Annotated in this window: 24 protein-coding genes and 1 riboswitch; of the genes, 13 read left to right on the top strand and 11 right to left on the bottom strand. The window is 73.9% G+C overall.

Annotated features, from left to right (window positions below; all coding sequences use genetic code 11):
- Positions 1–21 precede the first annotated feature (21 nt).
- Together U5640_RS34705 and U5640_RS34700 are read left to right on the top strand one after the other, a co-directional pair.
- Positions 22–1,809: a glycoside hydrolase family 15 protein gene (locus U5640_RS34705; protein WP_340385503.1), complete on the top strand. Its 1,788-nt coding sequence runs from the start codon at positions 22–24 to the stop codon at positions 1,807–1,809.
- 5 nt (positions 1,810–1,814) lie between these two features.
- Entirely contained in the window at positions 1,815–2,570 is a 756-nt protein-coding gene (locus tag U5640_RS34700) for an SDR family oxidoreductase (protein ID WP_340381662.1), read from the top strand.
- A 4-nt stretch (positions 2,571–2,574) separates the two neighbouring features.
- On the opposite strand, the gene amaP is transcribed toward U5640_RS34700, so the two are convergent.
- The 5 genes from amaP to U5640_RS34675 are packed head-to-tail and all read right to left on the bottom strand — an operon-like array spanning position 2,575 to position 4,872.
- Entirely contained in the window at positions 2,575–3,162 is a 588-nt protein-coding gene (gene amaP, locus U5640_RS34695) for an alkaline shock response membrane anchor protein AmaP (protein ID WP_340381660.1), read from the bottom strand.
- Positions 3,159–3,797, bottom strand: coding sequence for a DUF6286 domain-containing protein (locus U5640_RS34690; RefSeq protein ID WP_340381658.1), 639 nt, complete (start codon positions 3,795–3,797; stop codon positions 3,159–3,161). The genes amaP and U5640_RS34690 overlap by 4 nt, the downstream gene beginning before the upstream one ends.
- Positions 3,794–4,177, bottom strand: coding sequence for a hypothetical protein (locus tag U5640_RS34685; RefSeq protein WP_340381656.1), 384 nt, complete (start codon positions 4,175–4,177; stop codon positions 3,794–3,796). Before U5640_RS34685 ends, U5640_RS34690 begins: the two co-directional genes overlap by 4 nt.
- Positions 4,174–4,359 (bottom strand): hypothetical protein, encoded by a 186-nt coding sequence (locus U5640_RS34680; RefSeq protein ID WP_340381654.1) that lies wholly within the window; start codon positions 4,357–4,359, stop codon positions 4,174–4,176. Before U5640_RS34680 ends, U5640_RS34685 begins: the two co-directional genes overlap by 4 nt.
- 30 nt (positions 4,360–4,389) lie before the next feature.
- Positions 4,390–4,872 carry an Asp23/Gls24 family envelope stress response protein gene (locus U5640_RS34675; protein WP_340381651.1) on the bottom strand — a complete coding sequence of 161 codons (483 nt, stop codon included), beginning with the start codon at positions 4,870–4,872 and terminating at the stop codon, positions 4,390–4,392.
- An 88-nt stretch (positions 4,873–4,960) separates the two neighbouring features.
- On the opposite strand from U5640_RS34675, the gene U5640_RS34670 reads away from it, so the two are divergent.
- Positions 4,961–5,683 (top strand): nucleopolyhedrovirus P10 family protein, encoded by a 723-nt coding sequence (locus tag U5640_RS34670; RefSeq protein ID WP_340381649.1) that lies wholly within the window; start codon positions 4,961–4,963, stop codon positions 5,681–5,683.
- Positions 5,684–5,700: 17 nt separating this feature from the next.
- Here U5640_RS34670 and U5640_RS34665 read toward each other — a convergent pair whose 3' ends face one another.
- The 3 genes from U5640_RS34665 to U5640_RS34655 form a co-directional block, all read right to left on the bottom strand.
- Positions 5,701–6,504: an enoyl-CoA hydratase/isomerase family protein gene (locus tag U5640_RS34665; protein ID WP_340381647.1), complete on the bottom strand. Its 804-nt coding sequence runs from the start codon at positions 6,502–6,504 to the stop codon at positions 5,701–5,703.
- Between the two features lie 127 nt (positions 6,505–6,631).
- Positions 6,632–6,853 carry a helix-turn-helix domain-containing protein gene (locus U5640_RS34660; RefSeq protein ID WP_004002281.1) on the bottom strand — a complete coding sequence of 74 codons (222 nt, stop codon included), beginning with the start codon at positions 6,851–6,853 and terminating at the stop codon, positions 6,632–6,634.
- Between the two features lie 336 nt (positions 6,854–7,189).
- Positions 7,190–8,788, bottom strand: a complete 1,599-nt coding sequence (locus tag U5640_RS34655) for an ABC-F family ATP-binding cassette domain-containing protein (protein WP_340381553.1) — start codon at positions 8,786–8,788, stop codon at positions 7,190–7,192.
- 157 nt (positions 8,789–8,945) lie between these two features.
- Here U5640_RS34655 and U5640_RS34650 point away from each other — a divergent pair, with 157 nt between their 5' ends.
- Positions 8,946–9,356: a VOC family protein gene (locus U5640_RS34650; RefSeq protein WP_067258723.1), complete on the top strand. Its 411-nt coding sequence runs from the start codon at positions 8,946–8,948 to the stop codon at positions 9,354–9,356.
- Positions 9,357–9,439: 83 nt separating this feature from the next.
- Here U5640_RS34650 and U5640_RS34645 read toward each other — a convergent pair whose 3' ends face one another.
- From U5640_RS34645 to U5640_RS34635, 3 genes are all read right to left on the bottom strand, one after another.
- Positions 9,440–10,876 (bottom strand): hypothetical protein, encoded by a 1,437-nt coding sequence (locus U5640_RS34645; RefSeq protein ID WP_340381549.1) that lies wholly within the window; start codon positions 10,874–10,876, stop codon positions 9,440–9,442.
- A 170-nt stretch (positions 10,877–11,046) separates the two neighbouring features.
- The gene (locus tag U5640_RS34640; RefSeq protein ID WP_340381547.1) at positions 11,047–12,183 is read right to left on the bottom strand and encodes an alpha/beta fold hydrolase; all 1,137 of its coding nucleotides are present in this window, start codon (positions 12,181–12,183) and stop codon (positions 11,047–11,049) included.
- A 148-nt stretch (positions 12,184–12,331) separates the two neighbouring features.
- Entirely contained in the window at positions 12,332–12,985 is a 654-nt protein-coding gene (locus U5640_RS34635) for a class II aldolase/adducin family protein (RefSeq protein WP_340381545.1), read from the bottom strand.
- Between the two features lie 162 nt (positions 12,986–13,147).
- Here U5640_RS34635 and U5640_RS34630 point away from each other — a divergent pair, with 162 nt between their 5' ends.
- The 9 genes from U5640_RS34630 to cobI all read left to right on the top strand — a co-directional run bounded on the left by U5640_RS34630 (position 13,148) and on the right by cobI (position 25,858).
- Positions 13,148–14,392 (top strand): inorganic phosphate transporter, encoded by a 1,245-nt coding sequence (locus U5640_RS34630; RefSeq protein ID WP_340381543.1) that lies wholly within the window; start codon positions 13,148–13,150, stop codon positions 14,390–14,392.
- A 34-nt stretch (positions 14,393–14,426) separates the two neighbouring features.
- Complete coding sequence (locus tag U5640_RS34625) at positions 14,427–14,648, top strand: hypothetical protein (RefSeq protein ID WP_055635691.1); 222 nt, start codon at positions 14,427–14,429, stop codon at positions 14,646–14,648.
- Between the two features lie 150 nt (positions 14,649–14,798).
- A riboswitch (cobalamin riboswitch) is annotated at positions 14,799–14,931 on the top strand.
- Positions 14,932–15,052: 121 nt separating this feature from the next.
- Entirely contained in the window at positions 15,053–15,994 is a 942-nt protein-coding gene (locus U5640_RS34620) for a cobalamin biosynthesis protein (protein ID WP_340381541.1), read from the top strand.
- Complete coding sequence (locus tag U5640_RS34615; RefSeq protein WP_340381539.1) at positions 15,991–17,499, top strand: cobyric acid synthase; 1,509 nt, start codon at positions 15,991–15,993, stop codon at positions 17,497–17,499. Before U5640_RS34620 ends, U5640_RS34615 begins: the two co-directional genes overlap by 4 nt.
- Complete coding sequence (gene cobN, locus U5640_RS34610; protein WP_340381537.1) at positions 17,496–21,149, top strand: cobaltochelatase subunit CobN; 3,654 nt, start codon at positions 17,496–17,498, stop codon at positions 21,147–21,149. The genes U5640_RS34615 and cobN overlap by 4 nt, the downstream gene beginning before the upstream one ends.
- Complete coding sequence (locus U5640_RS34605; RefSeq protein ID WP_340381535.1) at positions 21,146–23,137, top strand: putative cobaltochelatase; 1,992 nt, start codon at positions 21,146–21,148, stop codon at positions 23,135–23,137. Before cobN ends, U5640_RS34605 begins: the two co-directional genes overlap by 4 nt.
- Positions 23,137–23,736, top strand: coding sequence for a cob(I)yrinic acid a,c-diamide adenosyltransferase (gene cobO, locus U5640_RS34600; RefSeq protein ID WP_340381533.1), 600 nt, complete (start codon positions 23,137–23,139; stop codon positions 23,734–23,736). Before U5640_RS34605 ends, cobO begins: the two co-directional genes overlap by 1 nt.
- On the top strand, positions 23,730–25,124 hold the full coding sequence (locus U5640_RS34595; protein ID WP_340381531.1) for a cobyrinate a,c-diamide synthase: 1,395 nt from the start codon (positions 23,730–23,732) through the stop codon (positions 25,122–25,124). The genes cobO and U5640_RS34595 overlap by 7 nt, the downstream gene beginning before the upstream one ends.
- Positions 25,121–25,858, top strand: a complete 738-nt coding sequence (gene cobI / locus U5640_RS34590; RefSeq protein WP_340381529.1) for a precorrin-2 C(20)-methyltransferase — start codon at positions 25,121–25,123, stop codon at positions 25,856–25,858. The genes U5640_RS34595 and cobI overlap by 4 nt, the downstream gene beginning before the upstream one ends.
- Positions 25,859–25,862 lie beyond the last annotated feature (4 nt).

Genomic DNA, 25,862 nt, shown 5'->3' with positions numbered 1-25,862 from the left:
CCACCGGGAACCCGCATGGACGTGCACCCCCGTATCGAGGACTACGCCCTCATCGGCGACGAACAGACCGCGGCCCTGGTCGGCCTCGACGGCTCGGTCGACTGGCTCTGTCTGCCCCGCTTCGACTCCGCCGCCTGCTTCGCCCGCCTGCTGGGCAACCGTGAGAACGGCCACTGGCGTATCGCCCCCAAGGGCGTCGACGGGGCCTGCACCCGGCGCGCCTACCGCCCCGACACCCTCGTCCTCGACACCGAGTGGGAGACCGACGGGGGCGCGATCCGGGTCACCGACCTGATGCCGCAGCGCGACCGCCATCCCGATCTGGTCCGGATCGTGGAGGGGCTGCGCGGCCGGGTCACGGTCCGCAGCGATGTGCGGCTGCGCTTCGACCACGGCTCGATCGTGCCGTGGATGCGCCGGGCGGACGGCCACCGGGTGGCGATCGCCGGGCCGGACTCGGTCTGGCTGCGCAGCGAACCACCCGTGCGCACCTGGGGCGAGAACTTCGCCACGCACTCCGAGTTCACCGTCGGCGAGGGCGAGTCGGTGGCCTTCGTACTGACCTGGCACCCCTCGCACGAACGGCGTCCCCCGCTGATCGACCCGCGCGAGGCACTGCGCTCCACCGAGGAGGACTGGCGGGCGTGGGCCGCGCGCTGCCGCTACGACGGCCCGCACCGGGACACCGTGGTCCGCTCCCTGATCACCCTGAAGGCGCTCACCTACCGGCCCACCGGGGGCATCGTCGCCGCCCCGACGACCTCCCTGCCCGAACAGCTCGGCGGGGTGCGCAACTGGGACTACCGCTACTGCTGGCTGCGCGACTCCACCCTCACCCTGGGCGCGCTGCTGGAGGCCGGCTACCACGACGAGGCCGAGGCGTGGCGGGACTGGCTGCTGCGGGCCGTCGCCGGGGACCCCGCCGACCTGCAGATCATGTACGGGCTCGCGGGTGAGCGCCGGCTGCCCGAGATCGAGCTGCCGTGGCTGTCCGGCTACGCCCGCTCCAGCCCGGTGCGCGCCGGCAACGAGGCCGTGAACCAGCTCCAGCTGGACGTCTACGGCGAGGTCATCGACTCCCTGGCGCTGGCCCGCGCCGCGGGCCTGCCGACGAAGCCGCACGTGTGGTCGATCCAGTGCGCGCTGATGAGCTGGCTCAGCGAGCACTGGCGGCAGCCCGACGAGGGGCTGTGGGAGGTGCGCGGGGGGCGCCGCCAGTTCGTGCACTCGAAGGTGATGGTGTGGGTGGCCGCCGACCGCGCGGTCCGCGCCCTGGAGGAGAACCCCGAGCTGAGCGGGGACCTGGAGGGCTGGCGGGCGATGCGCGAGGAGGTGCACCGGGAGGTGTGCGAGAAGGGCTACGACGCGGAACGCAACACCTTCACCCAGTCCTACGGCTCCCGGGACCTGGACGCCGCCCTGCTGCTCATCCCGCGTCTCGGCTTCCTGCCGCCGGAGGACCCGAGGGTGGTCGGCACGGTCGACGCGGTCCGCGCGGAGCTGGGGCACGGCGGTCTGGTGCGCCGCTACAGCACCGACGGGACGACCGTGGACGGTCTGCCCGGGGACGAGGGGACCTTCCTGGCCTGCTCGTTCTGGCTGGCGCACGCGCTCCAGGAGACGGGCCGCCGCGAGGAGGGGCAGGAGCTGTTCGAGCGGCTGGTGGGCCTCACCAACGACGTGGGCCTGCTGGCCGAGGAGTACGACCCCGTCGCCGGCCGGCATCTCGGCAACTTCCCGCAGGCCTTCAGCCACCTCGGCCTGGTCACCACCGCCCTCGCCCTGTACGGGGGCGAGAAGGCAGGATAGGGGCCATGGATCTTGGACTGAAGGACCGGGTGTACGTCGTCACCGGGGCCACGCGCGGACTCGGCAACGCGGCGGCGCGCGAGCTCGTCGCGGACGGCGCGAAGGTGGTCGTGACGGGGCGGGACGAGGAGCGCGTCGCGCGGGCGGCGGCCGAGCTGGGGCCGAACGCGGCCGGGGTGGCCGTCGACAACGCCGACCCGCAGGCGGCGGAGCGGCTGATCGCCACGGCCCGGGAGACCTTCGGCGCGCTGGACGGGGTGCTGGTGAGCGTGGGCGGGCCGCCGCCGGGGTTCGTCGCGGACAACACCGACGAGCAGTGGCAGGCGGCGTTCGAGTCGGTGTTCCTCGGGGCGGTGCGGCTGGCGCGGGCGGCGGCGGCCGAGCTGGAGGCGGGCGGGGTGATCGGGTTCGTGCTGTCCGGGTCGGTGCACGAGCCGATACCGGGGCTGACGATCTCCAACGGGCTGCGGCCGGGTCTCGCGGGCTTCGCCAAGTCGCTCTCCGACGAGCTGGGGCCGCGCGGCATCCGGGTCGTGGGGCTGCTGCCGTCGCGGATCGACACGGACCGGGTGCGGGAGCTGGACGGGCTGTCGGCCGACCCCGAGGCGACAAGGGCGGCGAACGAGTCCCGGATCGCGCTGCGGCGGTACGGCACGCCGGAGGAGTTCGGCAGGACGGCGGCGTTCCTGCTGTCCCCGGCCGCGTCCTACCTCACCGGGATCATGGTGCCGGTGGACGGCGGGATGCGGCACGGGTTCTGAGGCGTCACGTCACCCTCGTCGCCTTGTGCTTCGCCGCGCCCAGCCGTACGTCCGCCGGAAGCCTCTTCAGGGCCGCCGAGTCCCGTGCGTGCGCCAGGGAGCGGTCGGCCAGGTCGCGCAGGGCCGTTCCCGGGTCCACATGGGGTTCGAGGCGCAGCCGTACCCGGGTCCCGGGGGCGTCCCTGCGGCCCGTCAGCCGGACCTGGGCGTCGGACACCCCTTCCTGGGCGGCCGCGTCGGCCTCCAGCACCGACTGCAGGGCGCGGCCGCGCAGCAGTGCGCCCGCGCCGTCGCCGGTGTCCACCAGGACCTCGGCGAGCCGGTGGCGGCGCAGCACCGACGTGAGCCACCACAGCGCGAGCAGGACGAGGACCGCGAGCACGGCGATGACCGTCGGCCACCACCAGCTCTCGTCGCTCCACTTCGTGCGTTCGGCGGTGCTGAGCAGGACGTCGTGGGGGCCGTCGTGGATCCACCAGGAGGGCGGCGGGACCCCGAGGCCCACGGCGAGCACCGCGCCGCCGACGGCGAGGAGCACCAGCCCGACGAGACCGAGCAGCACCCGGTTGACGGTCCTGAGCACGGTCCTCACCCCTTCTTCCCGGGCCGCCGCACCTGTACCGCCAGACGCGGCGGCCGTACGAGGCCCAGTCCCCGGATCGCCTGGGTCAGCACGGTGTCGAGGTCGGCGTACACGGCGTCCAGGTCGCGGAAGTGGGAGAGCGCGCGGACGTCGGCCCGGCGCCGGTGGGCGCGGACCCGTACCGACTGGACGCCGGCGACCTCCATGGCCCGGTCGCGCAGCACCAGCCCCACCGCGTCCCGGTGCAGGCCGGCCCGTACGTCGGGGTGGATGCGGCGCATCGGCAGGACGGACCGCAGGCCCGGGGTGACGGCGAGCAGGACCAGCCACAGGCCGAGGGCCGCCGCGACCCCCGCGCCGACGAGCACCCAGGTGTCGTCGAGGGGGCGTTCGGCGAGCTGGGTGGCGAGTTCGCGGCGCCAGGCGAGAGCGGGCCGGCCGGCCCGGACCGCGCACACGTCGTAGAGGAAGGTGCCCGTGACGACGCACAGCACGGCCGCCACGATCGCCGCCGGGACACGGCGGGAGGACCAGAAGCGGTGCACCTCGCCGGTGCCGGAGGCCTCGGGCGGGTCGCCCTCGCGCGGGGGTTTCTCCAGGACGGGCAGGGGGGTGGTGGCCTCCGAGCCCGTGGGCTCGCTCATCGCGTCCTCCCGTGTGGCGCGCCGAGGGCCGCGGCCAGGTGGAGCTTCTCCACCTGGACGGCGACCTCCGGAACCTGCATTCCCACCAACGCGCCTACCCGCTCGGTGACATGTCGACGCACCGCGTGGCAGCGGGGGCCGAGGTCGGTGGGGTAGTCGAGTTCCAGGTGGACGTGGAGGTGCGCGGCGTCGTGGTGGATCACCACGGTGGCGTGGGGGCGGGCCGCTCCGGGGGGCAGCGGGCGGATCGCCTCCAGTGCGGCCTGGGCGGCGATCTTCGCCACGACCCGGTCGGCGATACGGGTGGCGCCGCGCTCCCCGGGCGGGACGTCGGCCGGCCGTCGGGGGGCGGCGCCCGTCCCCTCGGTCACGGCCGTCACCTGCGCCGGTCGTCACGTGCGCGGAAGAAGTCCCCGACCTCCAAGTCCCCTTCGAGGAGCCTGCCGACGACGAACCCGACGGCGCCGAGGGCGGCCACCAGGAGGAAGGCACCGAATCCGCCGAAGTATCCGGCGAAGCCCAGCGCCATGCCGGCGATCATTCCGATCACGGCCCTGCTCATGCTGTGTTCCTCCGCTCGTCGGCCGGTACGTCACTGGATGCGGGGCTCGGGCTCCTCGTCCTCCTCCTCGGGGAGCTTCACGTCGCTCACCGCGATGTTGACCTCGACGACCTCCAGCCCGGTCATCCGCTCCACGGCCGCGATCACGTTCTCCCGGACGTCGCGGGAGACCTCGGTGATCGACACTCCGTAGTCGACGACGATCTCCAGGTCGAGTGCGGTCTGCACCTCGCCGACCTCGGCCTTGACGCCGCGTGTCACTGACTTGGCCCCGCCGGGCACCCGGTCGCGCACCGCGCCGAAGGTACGGCTCAGACCGCTGCCCATCGCATGGACGCCGACGACGTCCCGGGTCGCGAGGCCCGCGATCTTCTCCACGACCCCGTCGGCGATGGTGGTCCGCCCCCGGGTCGAGGGGTCACCGCCGCCGCGCCGGGTCGGCTTGCGGGTGGCGACGGTCTCCGTGCCGCCGTCCGTGCCCTGCGTCCGGGCCTGCTCCGTTGCCTCAGTCATGGCCGTACGTCCTTTTCGGTCGTCGTCCCTTCGACCACGGTAAGCGCGGTTGCCCCGCTGCGCCCCGGGGATGCGGCAGGCTGGAGGAATGGACGGGTCGACGAGTGCGACGAGTGCGGTGCGGCAGCGGCTGGGCCTGGGCAGGCTGTTGCCCCTGGGCGGTCCGCGCGACGGGGCGTGGATCGCCCAGGAGGCGGCGAACGGCGTGCTGCGGGCGGCGGTCCGGGAGGTGCCGGGGGTGCGGCTCGGGGTGCTGCGGCTGGCGCCCGCCGACCCGGACGACGCGGTGGAACCCGTCGTACCGCCTCCGCCGAGCGGGCTGCCGCCGGGGGCCCTTCGGGTGACGGCGGACTTCGCGGCGTCCCCCGCGTGGCCGCTCCCGGCGACGGCGGGCCGGGTGCGTGAGGCGCTGGCGACGGCGGCGGTCCGGCGGCTCGGCCTGATGGTCACGGAGGTCGACCTGCGGGTGACGGACCTGCTCGACGGGGACGAGGCGGAGCCGCGGCCGGCGGCGCCCCCGGCCGCGGCGCCCACCGGGCCGCCGCTCACCGGCGAGGAAGCGCTCGCGGCGGAGGCGGCGCTGTCCGTGCCCGGGGTGACGGGCCTGACCGGGACGCTGGGCAGGGCGGTGCGCCTCGAGAGCGTCGCGTCCCCGGGCGCCGTCGCGCTGCCGCACCGGCACGCCCGCGTGGAGATCACGGTCCGCGCGGACCACCGGGCCGTGGACGTGGCACGGCAGGTCCGCGCGGCGGTCGGCCAGGCGCTACCGGATCACCCGACGGTCACGGTGCTGGTGACCGGGGTGGGCTGACGGGCTGCGCCCGTCCCTCATTCGCCGAGGCCGGCCAGATCGCGCAGCCGCCGCGTCTGCGCGGCCCGTTCGGCGGCGCGCTGCTCGTCGTAGGTGCGTTCCGCGGCGCCGCGCAGCAGCGCCTTCGTCTCGATCACGGCCTCGCGCGGGGCGGCCAGCAGCGCCGTGGCCAGTTCCCGTGCGGCCGCGTCGAGTTCCGCCGCGGGCACGGCGGCGTTCGCGAGCCCGGAGTTCACCGCCTCCTGGGCGCCGACGAACCGTCCGGTCAGGCAGATCTCGGCCGCGCGGCCGTAGCCGACGAGGGAGACGAGGGGGTGCGTGCCCGTCAGGTCCGGCACCAGGCCGAGGCTGGTCTCGCGCATGGCGAACTGCACGTCGTCGGCGACGACGCGCAGGTCACAGGCGAGCGCGAGCTGGAAGCCCGCGCCGATGGCGTGGCCCTGGACGGCGGCGACGGTCACGATGTCGTTGCGCCGCCACCAGGTGAAGCCCTCCTGGAACCCGGCGATGGCGGCGTCGAGTTCGGCGTCGCCACTGCGTGCGAGGTCGATGAAGGAGGGTTCGCCCTCGATCCCCTCGGGCGTGAACATCTGCCGGTCGAGGCCGGCGGAGAAGGACTTGCCCTCGCCGCGCAGCACGACCACCCGGACGGAGCCCGGCAGCAGCCGCCCGGCCTCGGCGAGCGCCCGCCACATCGCGGGGCTCTGCGCATTGCGCTTGGCCGGGTTGGTCAGCGTCACCGTGGCGAGCGCGTCGTCGACGGTGAGCCGTACGCCGTCCTGGTCGAGCAGGGGAACGAGTTCCTGGTCGGGCGTGGCCATGGGGCGCCTCCGATGCGTGCGGTCAGTCAGCGGTCAGCTGGTGAACAGCTAAGTGACTGCACAGTAACCACCCGGCCGATCGGAGAACCGACCGGGTGGCACCATCGAAGCCTGCGGGCCGCCCGGGTCAGGACGAGGCGGCCTTCTTGCCTCGCGTCGCACCGCCACGCCCACGGAGCGTGACGCCCGACTCGCTGAGCATCCGGTGCACGAAGCCATACGAGCGGCCGGTCTCCTCGGCCAGCGCCCGGATGCTCGCACCGGAGTCGTACTTCTTCTTCAGGTCTGCCGCGAGCTTGTCGCGCGCGGCGCCGGTCACCCGGCTGCCCTTCTTCAGAGTCTCGGCCACCCGTGCCTCCTCATGGGAAGTGCGCTCTGGTCCCCTCATGATCACCCCTCCGGGGCCCGATGGCCACCCATTCGGCAAGGTCCGTGCGAGAGGGTTGTGACGACAGGAGCGCGTCCCCACAACTGGAACCTGTGATTCCACCCGGTGATGTTCGTACGGCCGAACGGGTTGTTCCACGAAGCAGCAGGTCAGAGCAGTACGACGGCCGACCCCCGGTCATCGCGGGAATCGGCCGTGACATGGATGTAGGACACACCTCGATACGAGGAGATCTCACACAGATGATGGATCACCGCTAGGCCGAATGATCCATACGCCGTGGATCAGCTTCCCCGATCAGGCCAGGGCGACCAGATCGGCGTAGTCGGAACCCCACAGGTCCTCGACGCCGTCGGGCAGCAGGATGATCCGCTCGGGCTGGAGCGCCTCCACCGCGCCCTCGTCGTGGGTGACGAGGACGACCGCGCCCTTGTACGTACGCAGCGCGCCGAGGATCTCCTCACGGCTGGCGGGGTCGAGGTTGTTGGTGGGCTCGTCGAGCAGCAGGACGTTCGCCGAGGAGACCACGAGGGTCGCGAGGGCGAGGCGGGTCTTCTCGCCGCCGGAGAGGACCCCGGCGGGCTTGTCGACGTCGTCACCGGAGAACAGGAAGGAGCCGAGCACCTTGCGGACCTCGACGAGGTCCATGTCGGGGGCGGCGGAGCGCATGTTCTCCAGGACCGTGCGGTCCGGGTCGAGGGTCTCGTGCTCCTGCGCGTAGTAGCCGAGCTTGAGGCCGTGACCGGGGCGGACCTCGCCGGTGTCGGGCCGCTCCACGCCGCCCAGCAGCCGCAGCAGGGTGGTCTTGCCGGCGCCGTTGAGGCCGAGGATGACGACCCGCGAGCCCTTGTCGATGGCGAGGTCGACGTCGGTGAAGATCTCCAGCGAGCCGTACGACTTCGAGAGGCCCTCGGCCATCAGCGGGGTCTTGCCGCAGGGCGCGGGCTCGGGGAAGCGGAGCTTGGCCACCTTGTCGGAGACCCGCACCGCCTCCAGACCGGCGAGCAGCCGGTCGGCGCGCTTGGCCATGTTCTGCGCGGCGACGGTCTTGGTGGCCTTGGCGCGCATCTTGTCGGCCTGCGAGTGCAGGGCGGCGGCCTTCTTCTCGGCGTTCTGCCGCTCGCGCTTGCGGCGCTTCTCGTCGGCCTCGCGCTGCTGCTGGTAGAGCTTCCAGCCCATGTTGTAGACGTCGATCTGGGAGCGGTTGGCGTCCAGGTAGAACACCTTGTTGACGACCGTCTCGACCAGGTCGACGTCGTGGGAGATGACGATGAAGCCGCCGCGGTAGGTCTTGAGGTAGTCGCGCAGCCAGACGATCGAGTCGGCGTCGAGGTGGTTCGTCGGCTCGTCGAGCAGGAGCGTGTCCGCGTCGGAGAACAGGATGCGGGCGAGCTCCACACGCCGGCGCTGACCGCCCGAGAGGGTGTGCAGGGGCTGGCCCAGCACCCGGTCGGGCAGGTTGAGGGCGGCCGCGATGGTGGCGGCCTCGGCCTCGGCGGCGTATCCGCCCTTGGTGAGGAACTCCGTCTCCTGGCGCTCGTACTGGCGCATGGCCTTGTCCCGGGTGGCGCCCGTGCCGTTGGCGATGCGCTGTTCGTTCTCCCGCATCTTGCGGATGAGGACGTCGAGGCCGCGCGCGGACAGGATGCGGTCGCGGGCGAGGACGTCGAGGTCGCCGGTGCGCGGGTCCTGCGGGAGGTAGCCGACCTCGCCGGAGCGGGTCACCTGGCCCGCGGCGGGGATGCCCTCACCGGCCAGGACCTTGGTCAGCGTCGTCTTGCCCGCGCCGTTGCGCCCGACCAGGCCGATGCGGTCGCCCTTGGCGACACGGAAGGAGGCGCTCTCGATGAGGATGCGGGCACCGGCGCGCAGCTCGATGCCGGAGGCGGAGATCACGGTCAGACTCCTGTGCGGGGTCGGTGGCGGGTTGGGCGGCTGAGGACGTTCCCGCCGTCTAATGCGCGAGGAGAATGGCCATGAGGCCAGTCTAACGGCCCCGTGCAAGCACTTTTTCTGGGTTCAGGTGTTCGATCTTGACGAGGGAGTGATCTGCATGACAGGCGCGAGCGGCCGTCCGAGCGTCTACCCCACGCTGCTGTACGCCGACGCGAAGGCGGCGATACGGCAGCTCACCGAGGCCTTCGGGTTCACCGAGCTGTCGGTGTACGAGGGCGAGGACGGGGCCGTGATGCACGCCGAGCTGGTGCAGGGCAACGGCGCGGTGATGCTCGGCTCGAAGGGCCGCGGCGGGGTCTTCGACACGGCGATGAAGGACGCGGGCCCGACCGGGGTGTACGTCGTCGTGGACGACGTGGACGCGCACCACCGCCGGGCCGTGGAGCAGGGCGCCGAGGTCCTGATGCCCCCGACGGACCAGGACTACGGATCACGGGACTACCTGGCCCGTGATCTGGAGGGCAACCTCTGGAGCTTCGGCACCTACGCGCCGGACATCCAGACCTGAGGACATCCGGACCTGAGGACATCCGGACCTGACGGCCCGGGGCCCCGCGAGGCCCCGGCCGGGCCGTCCCGGCCACCGGGTGCTCAGCCGCCCGTGTGCACCTGGAAGGCGGCCCGGCGGACGGCCTTGGCCAGCGCCGGGTCGGGGTGCGCGGCGGCGAGCGCCACCAGGACCTGCACGGTGCGGGGGTGTCCCACGGCGCGGACCTCGGCGAGCAGCGCGGGCACGGTCGGCTGGAGCGCGGACTCCAGGTGCCGGACCAGCATCGGGGCCTCGCCGTGGTCGGCGACGGCGGCGGCGGTGTCGACCCACAGCCAGGTGGCCTCCTCACGGGTGAGCACCTCGTGGGCGTCCTCGGGATCGACGCCGTCGTGCTCGGCGAGCCAGAGCAGCGCGTACGGTCTGAGGGCCGCCACGTCCACGACGGCCCGTACGTCGGGCTCGGCGGGGGCGCCCACGACGCGCAGCGCCTCGAAGGCCAGGCCGCGCAGCAGGGCGTCCTCGCCGCGGGCGGCGACGAGCAGCTCGGTGACGGCGCTGCCGACGGGGCGGGCGGCGAGCCAGGCGCGGTACTCGGCGCGGGCCGCGTTGGGGCGGAGCTGGGCGCAGCCGCGCAGCATGTCCTCGGCGGACTGCTCGATGTTGCCGGCCGGGCTCTGCGCGGCGACGCAGATCTGCTCCAGCTTGACCCACACCGCCCAGTTGCCCAGCGGGGTGAGGGTGGCCTGGCCGTCGCCGCAGGTGAGGGCGCCCACGGAGGCGAGCGCGTGCAGGGCCCAGTCGAGCAGGGGGGCCAGCTCGGCGTCCCGGGCGGGCTCCGCGGGGTCGGCGTCGGCGGCGGGGCCGGGGGCGGCGGGGGCCGGCGGACCGGCGGCGTCGGCGGCGTAGGGGACCTCGCAGCGCTCGGTGCGCAGCTCGGTGACCCGCTGGCGCAGCAGGTCCAGCAGCTGGTCCACCGGGACGGGTCCGGCGGACAGCTGGAGGAAGGAGAGAACCTGGGGCATGGCCGAGACCACCTCGGCGACGGCCGCGGGCTCCTCGTCGGCGGGTTCCGGGGTGGCGAGGGACCAGGCGTCGAACAGGGCGACCCAGCCGCGCAGGACGGCGGTGTCGTCGCGGTCCCAGGCACGCAGCCGCCAGCCGGGGCGGGCGCTGTCGCCGTGCACCTCGACGAGGCCCGCCAGCCGGGCGGTGTCCCAGTCGTGGCGGACCTGATCGGCGGTCAGGGCCAGATCGCGGGCCGCCCGTTCGGCGGTCGCGTCGGAGAGCGTGGCCTTGCCGTCCGCGGTCGCGGCGTCACCGCCGGGGCCGAGGACGCCGTCGGCCCAGCGCGCGACACGGGCCGCGGCGGCCAGACCTGAGCGTGCCATTCTGGCCAGCTCCGCCGGGGCCGGAGTGCCCTCCGGGGGGCGGGGCGCGGGGCGGCGCGGGCGCCGCTGGTTCACAGCTGTGGGGGCGGCGGCCAGGGGTCGCGGGCGGACGAGTCGAAGCCTGGAGTCGCGCGGGATACGGGACGTCACGGGTGCAGTCTTCCGGTTGACGGTCCGAAAACCCAAACGGAATGTCACCGCGGGCGACGGGACTGGCCAACGCACGGGGCCCGAGAAGCGCCGAGGAGACGGGTTCAGGCCAGTGGTACGGGCTTAAACGGAACCTTCGGGACCGGTACGGCGGGGAGGGGCCGCGCGGTTCAGCTGAGGGGGGTGAGGAAGCGGCGGAGGGCCTCTTCGTAGGCCGTGGGGTCGGCGTTCCACATGGCGCCGTGCGGGGCCTGGGCGACGGTGTGGAGGGCGACCAGGTCGGGGCGGCGGGCGGCGAGGCGCCGGGAGACGTGCCAGGGGGCCACGGTGTCGTCGGGGCCGTGGAAGATCAGGGTCGGCACGGCCAGCGCGGCCGGGTCGGCGATGTCCTCGCCGGCTCCGTCGGGGGTGGCGTGCAGACCGGTGCGGCCCTGGGCGGCACGGACGGCGAGCGGCAGCAGCACGCCGGGGGTGTGCCGGGCGGCGGCCAGGGCGCGCAGGGTGGACGGCCAGTCCAGCACCGGGGAGTCCAGGACGAGTCCGGAGACGAGGTCGCGCAGTCCGGAGCGGGCGGCGGCGCGCAGGGCCATGGTGGCGCCGGTGGACCAGCCGAGCAGGACGAGGCGCTCGGCGCCGTAGCGGACGGCGTACCGCATGGCCGCGTCCAGGTCGCGCCACTCGGTCTGGCCGAGGTGGTTGAGGCCGTCGGTGGGGCGGGGGGCGCCGAGGTCGCCGCGGTAGGACAGGGCGAGCACGGGGAAGCGGCGCCGGTGCAGGAAGCCCAGGAGGTTCAGGGCCTGTTCACGGGTGGTGCCGAGGCCGTGCACCGCGATGACCCAGGTGCGGCGGGCGCCGGGCACGAACCAGGCGGGCAGGTTGCCGAGTTCGCCGGGTACGTCGATGTCGGCGTGGTCGAGGCCCAGGGTGCCGCTCGGGGTGCCGACGTGGAGGTTGGGGGTGAGCCAGACCGCGTCGCCGGGGTCGAGGGTGCCGTGCGTCACCCGCTCGAGGCGGCGCACGACGGTGTCCGCGGAGTGGGCGACGCCGGCGACGACGGGGCCGACGACCGCGTGGGAGCCGTCGCCGGCGAGCCCGTAGGTGCCGGGGCGCAGGCTGGCGAGGTGCCGGGTGAGGGTCACCTGGCCGGCGGCGGTGCCGTGCACGGTGAGCCGGGGTTCGGTGGGCAGGGGTCGGCCGGGCGGCGCCTTGAGTGCGGCGTCGCTGGCGAGCCGGCCGGCGGCGACACTGACGGCGCCGGCGGCCAGGGCTGCGGTGACGGCGGCGGCCGTCGCGGTGACAGTGCGCACCCGTCCAGTGTCCTGGCCATCCCTCTCTACGGCCAGTGGGGGCGACGGGGGGTGTGAGGGCACCGCCGGTGGGCGCCGTCGGGGCTGGGCGCCGTCACGGCGGGGAGACATGACCGGGTGGAGAGCAGGGCGGTCCGTCTGGAGTGGGTCAGCGTTGGCCGTAGGTGTGCAGGCGGGCGGCCGCCTCGGCTATCTGGGCGTGCGTCAGGAGGGTCGGGGTGTGGCCGGGGACCGAGGACGCGGTGAGCCAGAGGTGGCACATCCACTCCAGCTGGGCCGTTCGGTCGAAGGCCTGGTCGAGGGTGGCGCCGTAGGTGAGCGTGCCGTGGTTCTGGAGGAGGCAGCCGGTGCGGTCGGCCAGGGCGCGCAGGGCGTGCTCGGCCAACTCCTCGGTGCCGTAGGTCGCGTAGGGGGCGACCCGGACGGGGCCGCCGAGGGCGCCGGCCATGTAGTGGACGGTGGGGAGCTCGGCCACGAGGGTCGAGACGGCGGTGGCGTGCACGGCGTGGGTGTGGACGATCGCCCGGGCGTCGGTACGGCGGTACACGGCCAGGTGCAGGGGCAGCTCGCTGGTCGGCACGAGGGTGCCGCGGACCTGCCGGCCGGTGAGGTCGACGCCCGTGACGTCGTGGGGCGTGAGCCGGTCGTACGGCACGCCCGACGGGGTGACGAGGACGGTGTCGCCGACCCGCACGGAGACATTGCCCGAGGTGCCGACGACCAGGCCGTCCGTGACGGTGCGGCGGGCCGTCGCCACGAGCTCCGCCCAGGCCTGCCGTTCGTCGCTCAGCTGTTCACCCATGCCCCGATCCTGCCAGTGCGCGAGGCACTCGACACGGGGAGCTACCGAGTGAGGAGTGTCTCACTCCACAAGGACACCTTGACGCCCATCCCAGTTCACCTTCCGTTCACTCAGGTTACTTAGCTTCAACGAACCAATGACTTCGAACGATTGCCTGGGTAAATGGAAAACTTCTCGCTGATCCTCGCGATTGTGGTGGTCACCGCACTCGCGTTCGATTTCACGAACGGTTTCCACGACACCGCCAACGCGATGGCCACGACCATCTCGACCGGTGCACTCAAGCCCAAGGTCGCGGTGGCCATGTCCGCCGTGCTGAACCTTGTGGGCGCCTTCCTCTCGGTGGAGGTCGCGAACACGATCTCCAAGGGTCTCGTCGACGAGACCGGCATCCGTCCCGAGGTCATCTTCGCCGCCCTGGTCGGCGCGATCCTCTGGAACCTGCTGACCTGGCTGGTGGGACTGCCCTCCAGCTCCTCGCACGCCCTCATGGGCGGCCTGATCGGCGCCACCATCGCCTCGGCGGGTCTGGGCGCGGTGCACGGCGACGCGCTGGTCACCAAGGTCCTGATCCCGGCCGTCGCGGCCCCGATCGTGGCGGGCGTCGCCGCGATGCTCGCCACCCGGCTGTCCTACACCCTGGGCAGGAAGGCCGACGGCAAGGCCGCGGCGAAGGGCTACCGCGCCGGCCAGGTCGCCTCGGCCGGCCTGGTCTCCCTGGCCCACGGCACCAACGACGCGCAGAAGACGATGGGCATCATCACCCTGGCCCTGGTCGCCGGCGGCGCCGTCGCCCCCGACTCGGACCCGCCCACCTGGGTCATCCTCTCCGCCGGCCTGGCCATCGCGCTCGGCACCTACCTCGGCGGCTGGCGCATCATCCGCACCATGGGCAAGGGCCTGACCGACCTTCAGCCGCAGCAGGGCTTCGCCGCCCAGACCAGCGCGGCGACGGTCATCCTGGCCTCCTCCCACCTCGGCTTCTCCCTGTCGACCACGCACTCCGTCTCCGGTTCGGTGATGGGCGCGGGCCTGGGCCGCAAGGGCGGTGTGGTCCGCTGGTCGACGGCGACCCGGATGTTCGTGGCCTGGGGCCTGACGCTCCCGGCGGCCGCCCTGGTGGGCGCGCTGGCCGAGTCGGTCACCGACCTGGGCGACTGGGGCACCGCGGTGGTCGCGGTCTTCCTGATCGCCTCCAGCGCCGCGATCTGGAAGATCTCCCGCCGCGAGGTCGTGGACGCCTCGAACGTCAACGCGACCGAGGAGCCGCCCGGCGTCGTCACCACGGCGATCGCGGCCGTCACCCCGCCCCCGGCGGGCACGGTCACCGAGGACCTGACAGCCACCATTCCCTCCCCGGCCGCAACGGCCACCTCCACCACCGAGCCCACGGCTCCGGCCGCCTGAGCCCGCCCACCCGGTACGAAGGAAGAGAATCAGCATGGACATCGACTGGGCGGCCCTGGGCTCCGTCTTCGGCGTCAGCCTCGTGGTCACGGTGGCCCTGGTGGCCCTGTTCACCCTCGGCGTCATGGGCCTGTCCCGCCAGGAGCGGGCCACCGCGGAGGGCGGCTCGGCCGGCCTCGCGGTGACGGGCGCGTACGTGTGCTTCGCGGCCTGCGCGGCGGCGGTGGCGTACGGGATCTCACTGATCGTCGCCTGACCCACCGCGCGGACACCGAAGGGGTGCGGGACGGATCGCCGTCCCGCACCCCTTCCGCGTGCCCGCCCCTCGTGACCTCGGGAACCACCCCCGTGTGGGGTTCTGCACACTCTCCCCGCGCAGGTCAACGGCAAGTTGACGGCCCTTCCGGGGGCGTGGTGGACTGCCGGGGCCATGTACGGCGGCAGAAGAGGAAGCCGGTGAGAATCCGGCGCGGTCCCGCCACTGTCACCGGGGTAGGTAGCCCCGGGAGCCAGGAACTCTCGCCGCCGGTCTCGTCGAACCAGGGCGTGGACACCCTGAGTGAGGACATATCGCCATGCTCGCCTGCCGTTCGAGGGTCTGCCCACGGGCTCTCGGGTACAGCCCAGGACCGCTGCCCGCCCCCACGGCCGGCTGAGCCGATGCGAGCCGATCGCGTCTTCGCGTACGGCGCCGCCGCCGGCCTCCTCGGTGACCTGCTCCTCGGCGATCCCCGCCGGGCGCATCCGGTCGCCGCGTTCGGGCGGGCCGCCGGTGCCGTGGAGCGGCTGCTGTGGCGGGACCACCGGGGACGAGGCGCCCTGCACACCGCCGTCTGCGCGGGTGGGGCGGTCGCCCTCGGGTCCCTCGCCGAGCGGGCCGTACGCCGCTCCCCCGCCGCCTCCGTCGCGCTGACCGCCGCCGCCACCTGGGCCGTGGTCGGCGGGACCTCGCTGGTCCGTGAGGCCCGGACCGTGGGACGGGCCCTGGAGGCGGGGGACATCGGGGCGGCGCGGGCCCGGCTGCCGCATCTGTGCGGGCGGGACCCCCAGGCGCTCGACGCCGACGGGATCGCGCGAGCCGTCGTGGAGTCCGTCGCGGAGAACACCTCGGACGCCGTCGTGGGGGCCCTGGTGTGGGGCGCGGTGGGCGGGGTGCCGGGGCTGCTCGGGTTCCGGGCCGTCAACACGCTCGACGCGATGGTGGGTCACCGGTCCCCCCGCTACCGGCGGTTCGGGTGGGCCGCGGCCCGGCTCGACGACGCCGCCGGGTGGCCGGGGGCACGGCTGACCGCCGGGCTCGCCGCGCTGGCGGGGGACGATCCGCGAGGTGCCGTACGGGCCTGGCGGCAGGACGCGGACCGGCATCCCAGCCCCAACGCCGGGCCCGTCGAGGCCTCGTTCGCGGGGGCCCTCGGGGTGCGGCTCGGCGGGACGCTGTCGTACGGGGGCCGGGTCGAGCACCGGCCCGTGCTCAACGGGGAAGGACGCGCCGTCGCCACGGGCGACATCGAGCGGGCCGTACGGCTCTCCCGGCGCGTCGGTCTGCTCGCGCTCGGCGTCTGTGTCGCCGGGCGCCTCATCGCAAGGGGGCACAGGTCATGAGCGGGGGTCTCCTCGTCGCCGGCACCACCTCCGACGCCGGCAAGAGTGTCGTCACGGCCGGGATCTGCCGGTGGCTGGTCCGCCAGGGGGTCAAGGTCGCGCCCTTCAAGGCGCAGAACATGTCGCTGAACTCCTTCGTGACGCGGGAGGGCGCCGAGATCGGGCGGGCGCAGGCCATGCAGGCGCAGGCCTGCCGCGTCGAGCCGACCGCGCTGATGAATCCCGTGCTGCTCAAGCCCGGTGGCGAGCAGAGCAGCCAAGTGGTGCTGCTCGGCAGACCGGTGGGCGAGATGAGCGCGCGCGGCTATCACGGCGGGCGGCAGCAGAAACTCCTCGGGACCGTGCTCGACTGTCTCGCCGAGTTGCGGGGCACGTATGACGCGGTGATCTGTGAGGGGGCCGGTTCTCCCGCCGAGATCAATCTCCGGCGGACCGACATCGTCAACATGGGGATCGCCCGGGGCGCCGGGCTCCCGGTCCTCGTCGTCGGCGACATCGACCGCGGCGGGGTCTTCGCCTCGTTCTTCGGGACGGTGGCGCTGCTCTCCCCCGAGGACCAGGGGCTGGTCGCCGGGTTCCTCGTCAACAAGTTCCGCGGGGACGTCTCGCTGCTGGAGCCGGGCCTCGCCATGCTGCACGGGCTGACCGGGCGGCGGACGTACGGGGTGCTGCCGTTCCGGCACGGGCTCGGGATCGACGAGGAGGACGGGCTGCGGGTGTCCCTGCGCGGGACCGTACGGGAGTCGAACGTCTCGCCGCCCGTCGGCGAGGACGTGCTGCGGGTCGCGGTGTGCGCGATCCCGCTGATGTCCAACTTCACCGACGTGGACGCCCTCGCCGCCGAACCGGGGGTCGTGGTGCGGTTCGTGGACCGGCCGGAGGAGCTGGCGGACGCCGACCTGGTGGTGATCCCGGGGACGCGCGGGACCGTACGGGCGCTGGAGTGGCTGCAGGAGCGGGGGCTCGCCGAGGCCCTGCGGCGCAGGGCCGCCGAGGGCCGGCCGGTCCTCGGGATCTGCGGCGGCTTCCAGATCCTCGGCGAGCACATCGAGGACGAGGTCGAGAGCCGGCGGGGGCACGTCGACGGGCTCGGGGTGCTGCCGGTCCGGGTGCGGTTCGCCCGGGAGAAGACCCTCACCCGGCCGGTCGGCCGGGCCCTCGGCGAGCCGGTCGAGGGGTACGAGATCCACCACGGGGTCGCCGAGGTCGGCGAGGGCGAGCCCTTCCTGGACGGCGTCCGGGTCGGGCAGACCTGGGGCACCCACTGGCACGGCTCGCTGGAGTCCGACGGCTTCCGGCGGGCCTTCCTGCGCGAGGTGGCGGCCGCCGCGGGCCGCCGGTTGGTGCCGGCCCCGGACACCTCGTTCGCCGCGCTGCGCGAGGAGCAGCTCGACCGGCTCGGCGATCTGATCGAACAGCACGCGGACACGGACGCGCTGATGCGGCTCATCGAGTCGGGCGCGCCGCAAGGACTGCCTTTCATTCCACCGGGAGCGCCCGCATGAGCACTGTGTTGTTGTTGTCGACCGCCGACACCGATCTGCTGGCGGCCCGGGCCGCCACCGGTGCCGGCTACCGGATCGGCAACCCGACCCGCGTCGACGTCACGGACGAGCTGCCCGGTCTCCTGGACGGCGCGGACCTCGCCGTCGTACGGCTGCTCGGCGGCAAGCGGGCCTGGGAGGACGGACTGGCCGTGCTGAAGGCGTCCGGCATCCCGACCGTGCTGCTGGGCGGCGAGAGCGTGCCGGACGCCGAGCTGATGGCCGAGTCGTCGGTGCCGGCCGGTGTGGTGGCCGAGGCGCTGCGGTACCTGGTCGAGGGCGGCCCGGACAACCTCACCGAACTCGCCCGGTTCCTCTCGGACACCGTGCTGCTGACCGGCGAGGGGTTCGTCGAGCCGCGGAAGATGCCCGACTACGGCGTCCACGGGGAGCGCGCCCGGGAGGCGGGCCGGCCGACCGTCGGCGTGCTCTTCTACCGGGCCCACGAGCTGAGCGGCAACACCGCGTTCGTGGACACGCTGTGCGAGGCGATCGAGGCGCAGGGGGCCAACGCGCTGCCCGTGTACTGCGGTTCGCTGCGCGGGGCGGACGCCGGGCTGTACGAGCTCCTCGGCGGGACGGACGCCCTGGTCGCCACCGTGCTCGCGGCGGGCGGCACGCACGCCTCGCAGGCGTCGGCCGGCGGGGACGAGGAGGCGTGGGACATCGGGGCGCTCGCCGAGCTGAACGTCCCCGTGCTGCAGGGGCTGTGCCTGACCTCCTCGCGGCAGGCGTGGGACGAGTCCGACGCCGCCCTGTCCCCCATGGACGCGGCGATGCAGGTCGCGATCCCCGAGTTCGACGGCCGGCTGATCACCGTCCCGTTCTCGTTCAAGGAGCAGGGGCCGGACGGCGTCCCGGTGTACGTCGCCGACCCCGAGCGGGCCGGGCGCGTCGCCGGGATCGCGGTGCGGCACGCGCGGCTGCGGCACAAGCCGAACGCCGAGAAGAGGATCGCGCTGGTCTTCACCGCGTATCCGACGAAGCACTCACGGGTCGGCAACGCGGTCGGGCTGGACACGCCCGCGTCGGCGGTCCGGGTGCTGGACGCGCTCCGGGACGCCGGGTACGGCCTGACCGCGTACCCGTCCGAGGGCGACGAGCTGATCCACCGGCTGATCGAGGCCGGCGGGCACGACGTGGAGTGGCTGACGGAGGAGCAGCTGGCCGCCGCGCCCGCGCGGGTGCCGCTCGCGGACTACCGCACCTGGTTCGACCGGCTCGACCCGGAGCTGCGGGACGCCATGCTGGAGGCGTGGGGCGAGCCGCCGGGCTCGCTCTACGTCGACGGCGAGGACATCGTGCTCGCGTCGCTGCGGTTCGGGAACGTCGTCGTGATGATCCAGCCGCCGCGCGGCTTCGGGGAGAACCCGATCGCGATCTACCACGACCCCGACATGCCGCCGTCGCACCACTACCTGGCCGCCTACCGATGGCTGGAGAACAGCTTCGGGGCCGACGCGATCGTGCACATGGGCAAGCACGGCACGATGGAGTGGCTGCCCGGCAAGGGTCTCGGCCTCGGCCGTGGCTGCGCCCCGGACGCGGTCCTCGGCGATCTGCCGCTGGTCTACCCGTTCATCGTCAACGACCCGGGCGAGGGCACCCAGGCCAAGCGGCGCGGGCACGCCACGGTCGTGGACCACCTGGTGCCGCCGATGGCCCGCGCGGACACCTACGGCGACCTGGCGAAGCTGGAACAGCTCCTCGACGAGTACGCGCTCGTCTCCGACCTGGACCCGGTGAAGGCGCCGGCGGTGCGGGCGCAGATCTGGACCCTGGTGAAGGCGGCCGAGCTCCACCACGACCTGCACGTCGACGAGCAGCCGGACGAGGACGACTTCGACGAGTTCGTCATGCACATCGACGGCTATCTGTGCGAGATCAAGGACGTGCAGATCCGCGACGGTCTGCACGTCCTGGGCGGCGGCCCGGTCGACGAGGCGCGGGTGAACCTGGTGCTCGCCGTGCTGCGCGCCTCGCAGGTGTGGGGCGGCCAGGCGAACGCGCTGCCGGGGCTGCGGGCCTCCTTCGCGGCCCATTTCGGGCTGGTCGAGAAGGAGTTGCTGGCCGAGCCGGGGGCGCCGGTGAAGGTGCCGGCGGAGCTGTCGGACCTGGTGGCGGGTCCGGCGCGGACGGCGGCCGACGCGATCGATCTGCTGGAGCAGCTGTGCCGGCGGGTCGCGGAGGGCCTGGAGGCGCGCGGCTGGGACGTCACCGCCGCCCGGCCGCTGGTGCGGGACGTCCTCGGCGCCGAACTCCCCGAGGCCGTCGCGGTCCTGGAGTTCGCGTGCACCGAGGTGGTGCCGCGGCTGGCGCGGACCACGGACGAGATCGGGCACATCCTCAAGGCGCTGGACGGCGGTTACGTCCCGGCCGGACCGTCGGGCTCGCCGACCCGCGGTCTGGTCAACGTCCTGCCGACCGGCCGGAACTTCTACTCCGTCGACCCCAAGGCGATCCCGTCCCGGTTGAGCTGGGAGGTCGGGCAGTCGCTCGCCGACTCGCTCGTGCAGCGGTACCTGCAGGACACCGGCGCGTACCCGAGGTCCGTCGGTCTGACGGTGTGGGGCACGTCCGCCATGCGCACGCAGGGCGACGACATCGCCGAGATCCTCGCCCTGCTGGGCTGCCGTCCGGTCTGGGACGACGCCTCGCGCCGGGTGACCGGCTTCGAGGTGATCCCCCCGGCCGAGCTGGGCCGGCCCCGCATCGATGTCACGGTCCGGATCTCCGGGTTCTTCCGGGACGCGTTCCCGCACGTGGTGGGGCTGATCGACGACGCCGTGCGGACGGTGGCCGAGCTGGACGAGCCGGCCGAGAGCAACTTCGTGAAGGCGCACGCCGACGAGGACACCGCCGCGCACGGCGACCGGCGGCGCGCGACGGCCCGGGTCTTCGGCTCCAAGCCGGGGGCGTACGGGGCCGGTCTGCTGCCGCTGATCGACGCGCGCAACTGGCGCAGCGACGCCGACCTCGCCGAGGTGTACGCCGTCTGGGGCGGCTACGCCTACGGGCGCGGGCTCGACGGGCGGGCGGCGCGCGGGGACATGGAGACGGCGTTCCGGCGGATCGCCGTCGCCGCGAAGAACGTCGACACCCGTGAGCACGACCTCGTGGACGCCGACGACTACTTCCAGTACCACGGCGGCATGGTCGCCATGGTGCGGCATCTGACGGGCGCCAGCCCCGAGGCGTACGTCGGCGACTCCGCCGTACCGGACCAGGTGAGGACGCGCACGCTGGGCGAGGAGACGCACCGGGTGTTCCGCGCCCGGGTGGTCAACCCGCGCTGGATGGCGGCGATGCGCCGGCACGGCTACAAGGGCGCCTTCGAGATGGCGGCGACCGTCGACTACCTCTTCGGCTACGACGCGACGGCCGGGGTGGTCGACGACTGGATGTACGAGAAGCTCAGCGCCGAGTACGTCTTCGAGCCGGAGAACCGGGACTTCATGAAGAAGTCCAACCCGTGGGCCCTGCGCGGGATCACCGAACGCCTGCTGGAGGCCGCCGAGCGCGGGCTGTGGGCGGAACCGGACGCCGACACCCTGGAGCGGCTGCGGGCCACGTATCTGGAGCTGGAAGGCGACCTGGAGGGCGACCAGTGAGCAGCACCCCCTTTCCGTTCACGGCCGTCGTCGGCCAGGACGACCTGCGGCTCGCGCTGCTGCTGAACGCCGTGTCACCGGCGGTCGGCGGAGTGCTGGTGCGCGGTGAGAAGGGCACCGCCAAGTCCACGGCCGTACGGGCCCTGTCGGCGCTGCTGCCGGCGCTGGACGTGGTCTCCGGCTGCCGGTTCTCCTGCGACCCCGGCTCCCCCGACCCGGGGTGCCCGGACGGGCCGCACGAGCCGGGGGCGTTCGAGACCCGGCCGGCGCGGCTGGTCGAGCTGCCCGTGGGTGCCTCGGAGGACCGGCTCGTGGGCGCGCTCGACATCGAGCGGGCGCTCGCCGAGGGCGTGAAGGCCTTCGAGCCGGGGCTGCTGGCCGGCGCGCACCGCGGGATCCTGTACGTCGACGAGGTCAACCTCCTCCACGACCACCTGGTCGACCTGCTGCTGGACGCGGCGGCGATGGGTGCCTCGTACGTGGAGCGCGAGGGCGTCTCCGTACGGCATGCCGCGCGGTTCCTGCTGGTCGGGACCATGAACCCGGAGGAGGGCGAACTGCGGCCGCAGTTGCTCGACCGGTTCGGGCTGACCGTGGAGGTGACCGCCTCGCGCGAGCCCGACCAGCGGGTGGAGGTCGTCCGGCGGCGGCTCGCCCACGACGACGATCCCGCGGCCTTCGCCGCGCGGTGGGCGGACGAGGAGTCCGCCGTACGGGCACGGATCGCGGCGGCACGGGAGCTGTTGCCGTCGGTGCGGCTGGGCGACGGGGCGCTGCGGCAGATCGCGGCGACCTGCGCCGCCTTCGAGGTGGACGGCATGCGCGCCGACATCGTGATGGCACGCACGGCGACCGCGCTGGCCGCATGGGCCGGGCGGACGGACGTCCTCGCCGAGGACGTGCGGCAGGCGGCGCTGCTCGCGCTGCCGCACCGCCGTCGCCGCAACCCCTTCGACGCGCCGGGCCTCGACGAGGACAGGCTGGATCAGACGCTGGAGGAGTTCTCCGGGGAGGACGAGGGCGACACGGATCCCGACCCCGACGGTCCCGGTGGGGGCGGCGGGCAGCCGACGCCGGACGCCGGTCCGCAGGGCGGGGACTCCGGCGCGCGGCCCGAGGAGGGCGAGGGCGGTGAGCCGCAGGCCTCCGGCGCGGGCGAGCAGTCGGCCGTACGGGCCGCCGAGCCGTTCCGCACGAAGGTGCTGAGCGTGCCCGGCATCGGTGCGGGGGCCGCCGGGCGGCGCTCGCGGGCGCGGACCGAGCACGGGCGGACCACCGGGGCCCGGCGGCCCCGGGGCGCCCTGACCAAGCTGCACCTGGCGGCGACCGTGCAGGCCGCCGCGCCGCACCAGCGGGCGCGCGGGCGGTCGGGGCCGGGGCTGGTCCTGCGCCGGGACGATCTGCGGCAGGCGGCCCGGGAGGGGCGCGAGGGCAACCTCGTGCTGTTCGTCGTGGACGCCTCCGGGTCGATGGCGGCGCGGCGGCGGATGAGCGCCGTGAAGGGCGCCGTGCTGTCGCTGCTGCTCGACGCCTATCAGCGACGGGACAAGGTGGGGCTGGTGACGTTCCGGGGGGCGGCGGCCGAGGTCGTGCTGCCTCCGACGTCGTCGGTGGACGCCGCCGCGGCCCGGCTGGAGTCGCTGCCCACCGGTGGCCGTACGCCGCTCGCCGCGGGACTGCTCAAGGCGCACGACGTGCTGCGGGTGGAGGGGCTGCGCGATCCCGCGCGGCGGGCGCTGGTCGTGGTCGTCACGGACGGGCGCGCGACCGGCGGACCGGAGCCGGTGGCGCTCGCGGGGCGGGCGGCCCGGCTGTTCGCCGCCGAGGGCGTGGCGTCCGTGGTCGTGGACTGCGAGTCGGGGCCGGTGCGGCTCGGGCTCGCCGGACAGCTCGCCGGTGAACTGGGCGGGACGGCGGTGACGCTCGACGAGCTGCGGGCGGACTCGATCGCAGGACTGGTCAACGACGTACGCGGGAGGGCCGCTTAATGCCACAGGGACAGCCGAGTGTCGTGCCCGACGACGGGCTGACCACGCGTCAGCGCCGCAACCGGCCGCTGCTGGTCGTGCACACGGGAATCGGGAAGGGCAAGTCGACCGCCGCCTTCGGGCTCGCGCTGCGGGCCTGGAACCAGGGGTGGCCCATCGGGGTGTTCCAGTTCGTCAAGTCGGCGAAGTGGAAGGTCGGCGAGGAGAACGCGCTGCGGGTGCTGGGCGCCTCCGGCGAGGGCGGCACCGTCGACTGGCACAAGATGGGCGAGGGCTGGTCCTGGGTCCAGCGCGACGCGCAGCTGGACAACGAGGAGAAGGCCCGGGAGGGGTGGGAGCAGGTCAAGCGGGACCTGGCCGCCGAGACGTACCGGCTGTACGTGCTCGACGAGTTCGCCTACCCCCTGCACTGGGGGTGGGTGGACACCGACGAGGTGGTCGAGGTGCTGCGGGACCGGCCCGGCACCCAGCATGTCGTGATCACCGGCCGCAACGCCCCGCAGAAGCTGGTGGAGTGCGCCGATCTGGTGACCGACATGTCCAAGGTCAAGCACCCGATGGACGCCGGCCAGAAGGGCCAGAAGGGCATCGAGTGGTGACTGCGGTACCCCGGCTGGTCGTCGCCGCGCCGTCGTCCGGCAGCGGCAAGACCACCGTCGCCACGGGGCTGATGGCCGCGTTCGCCGCGCGGGGGCTCACCGTGTCCCCGCACAAGGTGGGACCGGACTACATCGACCCCGGGTACCACGCCCTCGCGACCGGGCGGCCGGGGCGCAACCTCGACGCGTACCTGTGCGGGCCGGAGCTGATCGCCCCGCTCTTCCTGCACGGGGCGCGCGGGTGCGACCTCGCCGTCGTCGAGGGCGTGATGGGGATGTACGACGGGGCGGCGGGCGAAGGGGAACTGGCGTCCACCGCCCAGGTCGCGAAGTTGCTGGGGGCGCCCGTCGTGCTCGTCGTGGACGCGTCGTCGCAGTCGCGGTCGGTGGCGGCGCTGGTGCACGGGTTCGTCTCCTGGGATACCGGGGTGCGGGTGGGGGGCGTGATCCTGAACAAGGTCGCGTCGGACCGGCACGAGGCGTTGCTGCGGGAGGCGTTGGAGTCGGCCGGGGTGCCGGTGCTCGGTGCCCTGCGGCGGGCCGCGCCCTTGGAGACCCCTTCCCGGCACCTCGGGTTGGTTCCCGTCGCCGAACGGCAGTCGGCTGCGGTGGAGGCGGTCGCCTCCATGGCCGCGTGGGTCTCCGACGGGTGTGATCTCGCCGCGCTGGAGGCTCTTGCCCGGGGTGCGGGTGCCGTACCAGGGGGCTCCGCCCCCTGGACCCCCGGTCTGCCCAGCCACGACCGCCCGTCCCGGCCGGCAGAGGAGCCGGCCCGCAAAGCGCTCAGGCCCGTCGTCGCCGTCGCCGGTGGGACCGCCTTCACCTTCTCCTACGCCGAGCAGGTCGAGCTGCTCACCGCCGCGGGAGCCGACGTCGTCGTCTTCGACCCCCTGCGGGACGGCTCCCTCCCGGAGGGCACCGCCGGGCTGGTCGTCGGCGGCGGGTTCCCCGAGGTCTACGCCGCCGAGCTGTCCGCCAACGAGCTCCTGCGCAAGGAGGTCGCCGCGCTCGCGGCGTCCGGCGCGCCCGTCGCCGCCGAGTGCGCGGGGCTGCTGTACCTGTGCCGGGAGCTGGACGGGCAGCCGATGTGCGGGGTGCTGGACGCCGCCGCGCGGATGTCGGAGCGGCTGACCCTCGGCTACCGGGACGCGGTCGCCGTGAGCGACAGTGTGCTGGCGCCGGCCGGTACCCGTCTGCGGGGGCACGAGTTCCACCGGACCGTCGTCGAGCCGGGGGCCGGGGCGGCTCCGGCGTGGGGGATGCGTGCCCCCGAGCCGCGCGTCGAAGGCTTCGTACAACAAGGTGTGCACGCGAGTTATCTGCACACGCACTGGGCGGCCGAACCCGGTGTGGCCCGTAGGTTCGTGGAGAGGTGCCGGACGTCATGAGCGAGCGCAGCAGGCTGATCGGGGTCGGGGTGGGTCCCGGGGATCCGGAGCTGGTGACGGTGAAGGGCGTCAACGCGCTGCGGGCGGCCGACGTCGTCGTCGTGCCCGTGATGGACACCGGCGAGCGGGGGCGCGCCGAGGCGACCGTGCTGCACTACGTGGCGCCCGAGAAGGTCGTCCGCGTGGTGTTCGCGCTGAACGAGCGGACCGACCGGGGGCGGCGGGAGGCCGCCTGGGACGCGGCCGGGGAGCGGGTCGCCGAGCTGCTGAGGCGGCACGGCAGCGTGGCCTTCGCGACCATCGGGGACCCGAACGTGTACTCGACCTTCACCTATCTGGCGCAGACGATCGCCGCGCTGGTGCCGGGGACGGAGATCGGGACCGTCCCGGGGATCACCGCCATGCAGGACCTCGCCGCGCGCTCGGGCGCCGTGCTCACCGAGGGCACCGAGCCGTTGACGCTGGTGCCGGTGACCGCCGGGTCGGCCGTGCTGAAGGACGCGCTGGCCGGGCCGGGGACGGTCGTGGCGTACAAGTTCGGGCGGCAGGCGGCCGAGGTCGCCGAGGCGCTGCGGCAGACCAGGCGGATCGAGGACGCGGTGTGGGGATCGGCGCTGGGGCTCACGGAGGAGTCCATCCGGCCGGCCGGTGACCTGGACGGCGAGCCGCTGCCCTACCTCTCGACGCTGATCGCGCCCGCGCGGCGCGAGGGCGGGCGGGGCGGCAAGCTGTGAGAAC

The sequence above is a fragment of the Streptomyces sp. SS7 genome, from assembly GCF_037993025.1.
In the GTDB taxonomy this organism is placed as follows: Bacteria; Actinomycetota; Actinomycetes; order Streptomycetales; family Streptomycetaceae; genus Streptomyces.
Note: the sequence above shows the minus strand (reverse complement) of the source record. Positions and strands in the feature narration are given on the sequence as shown.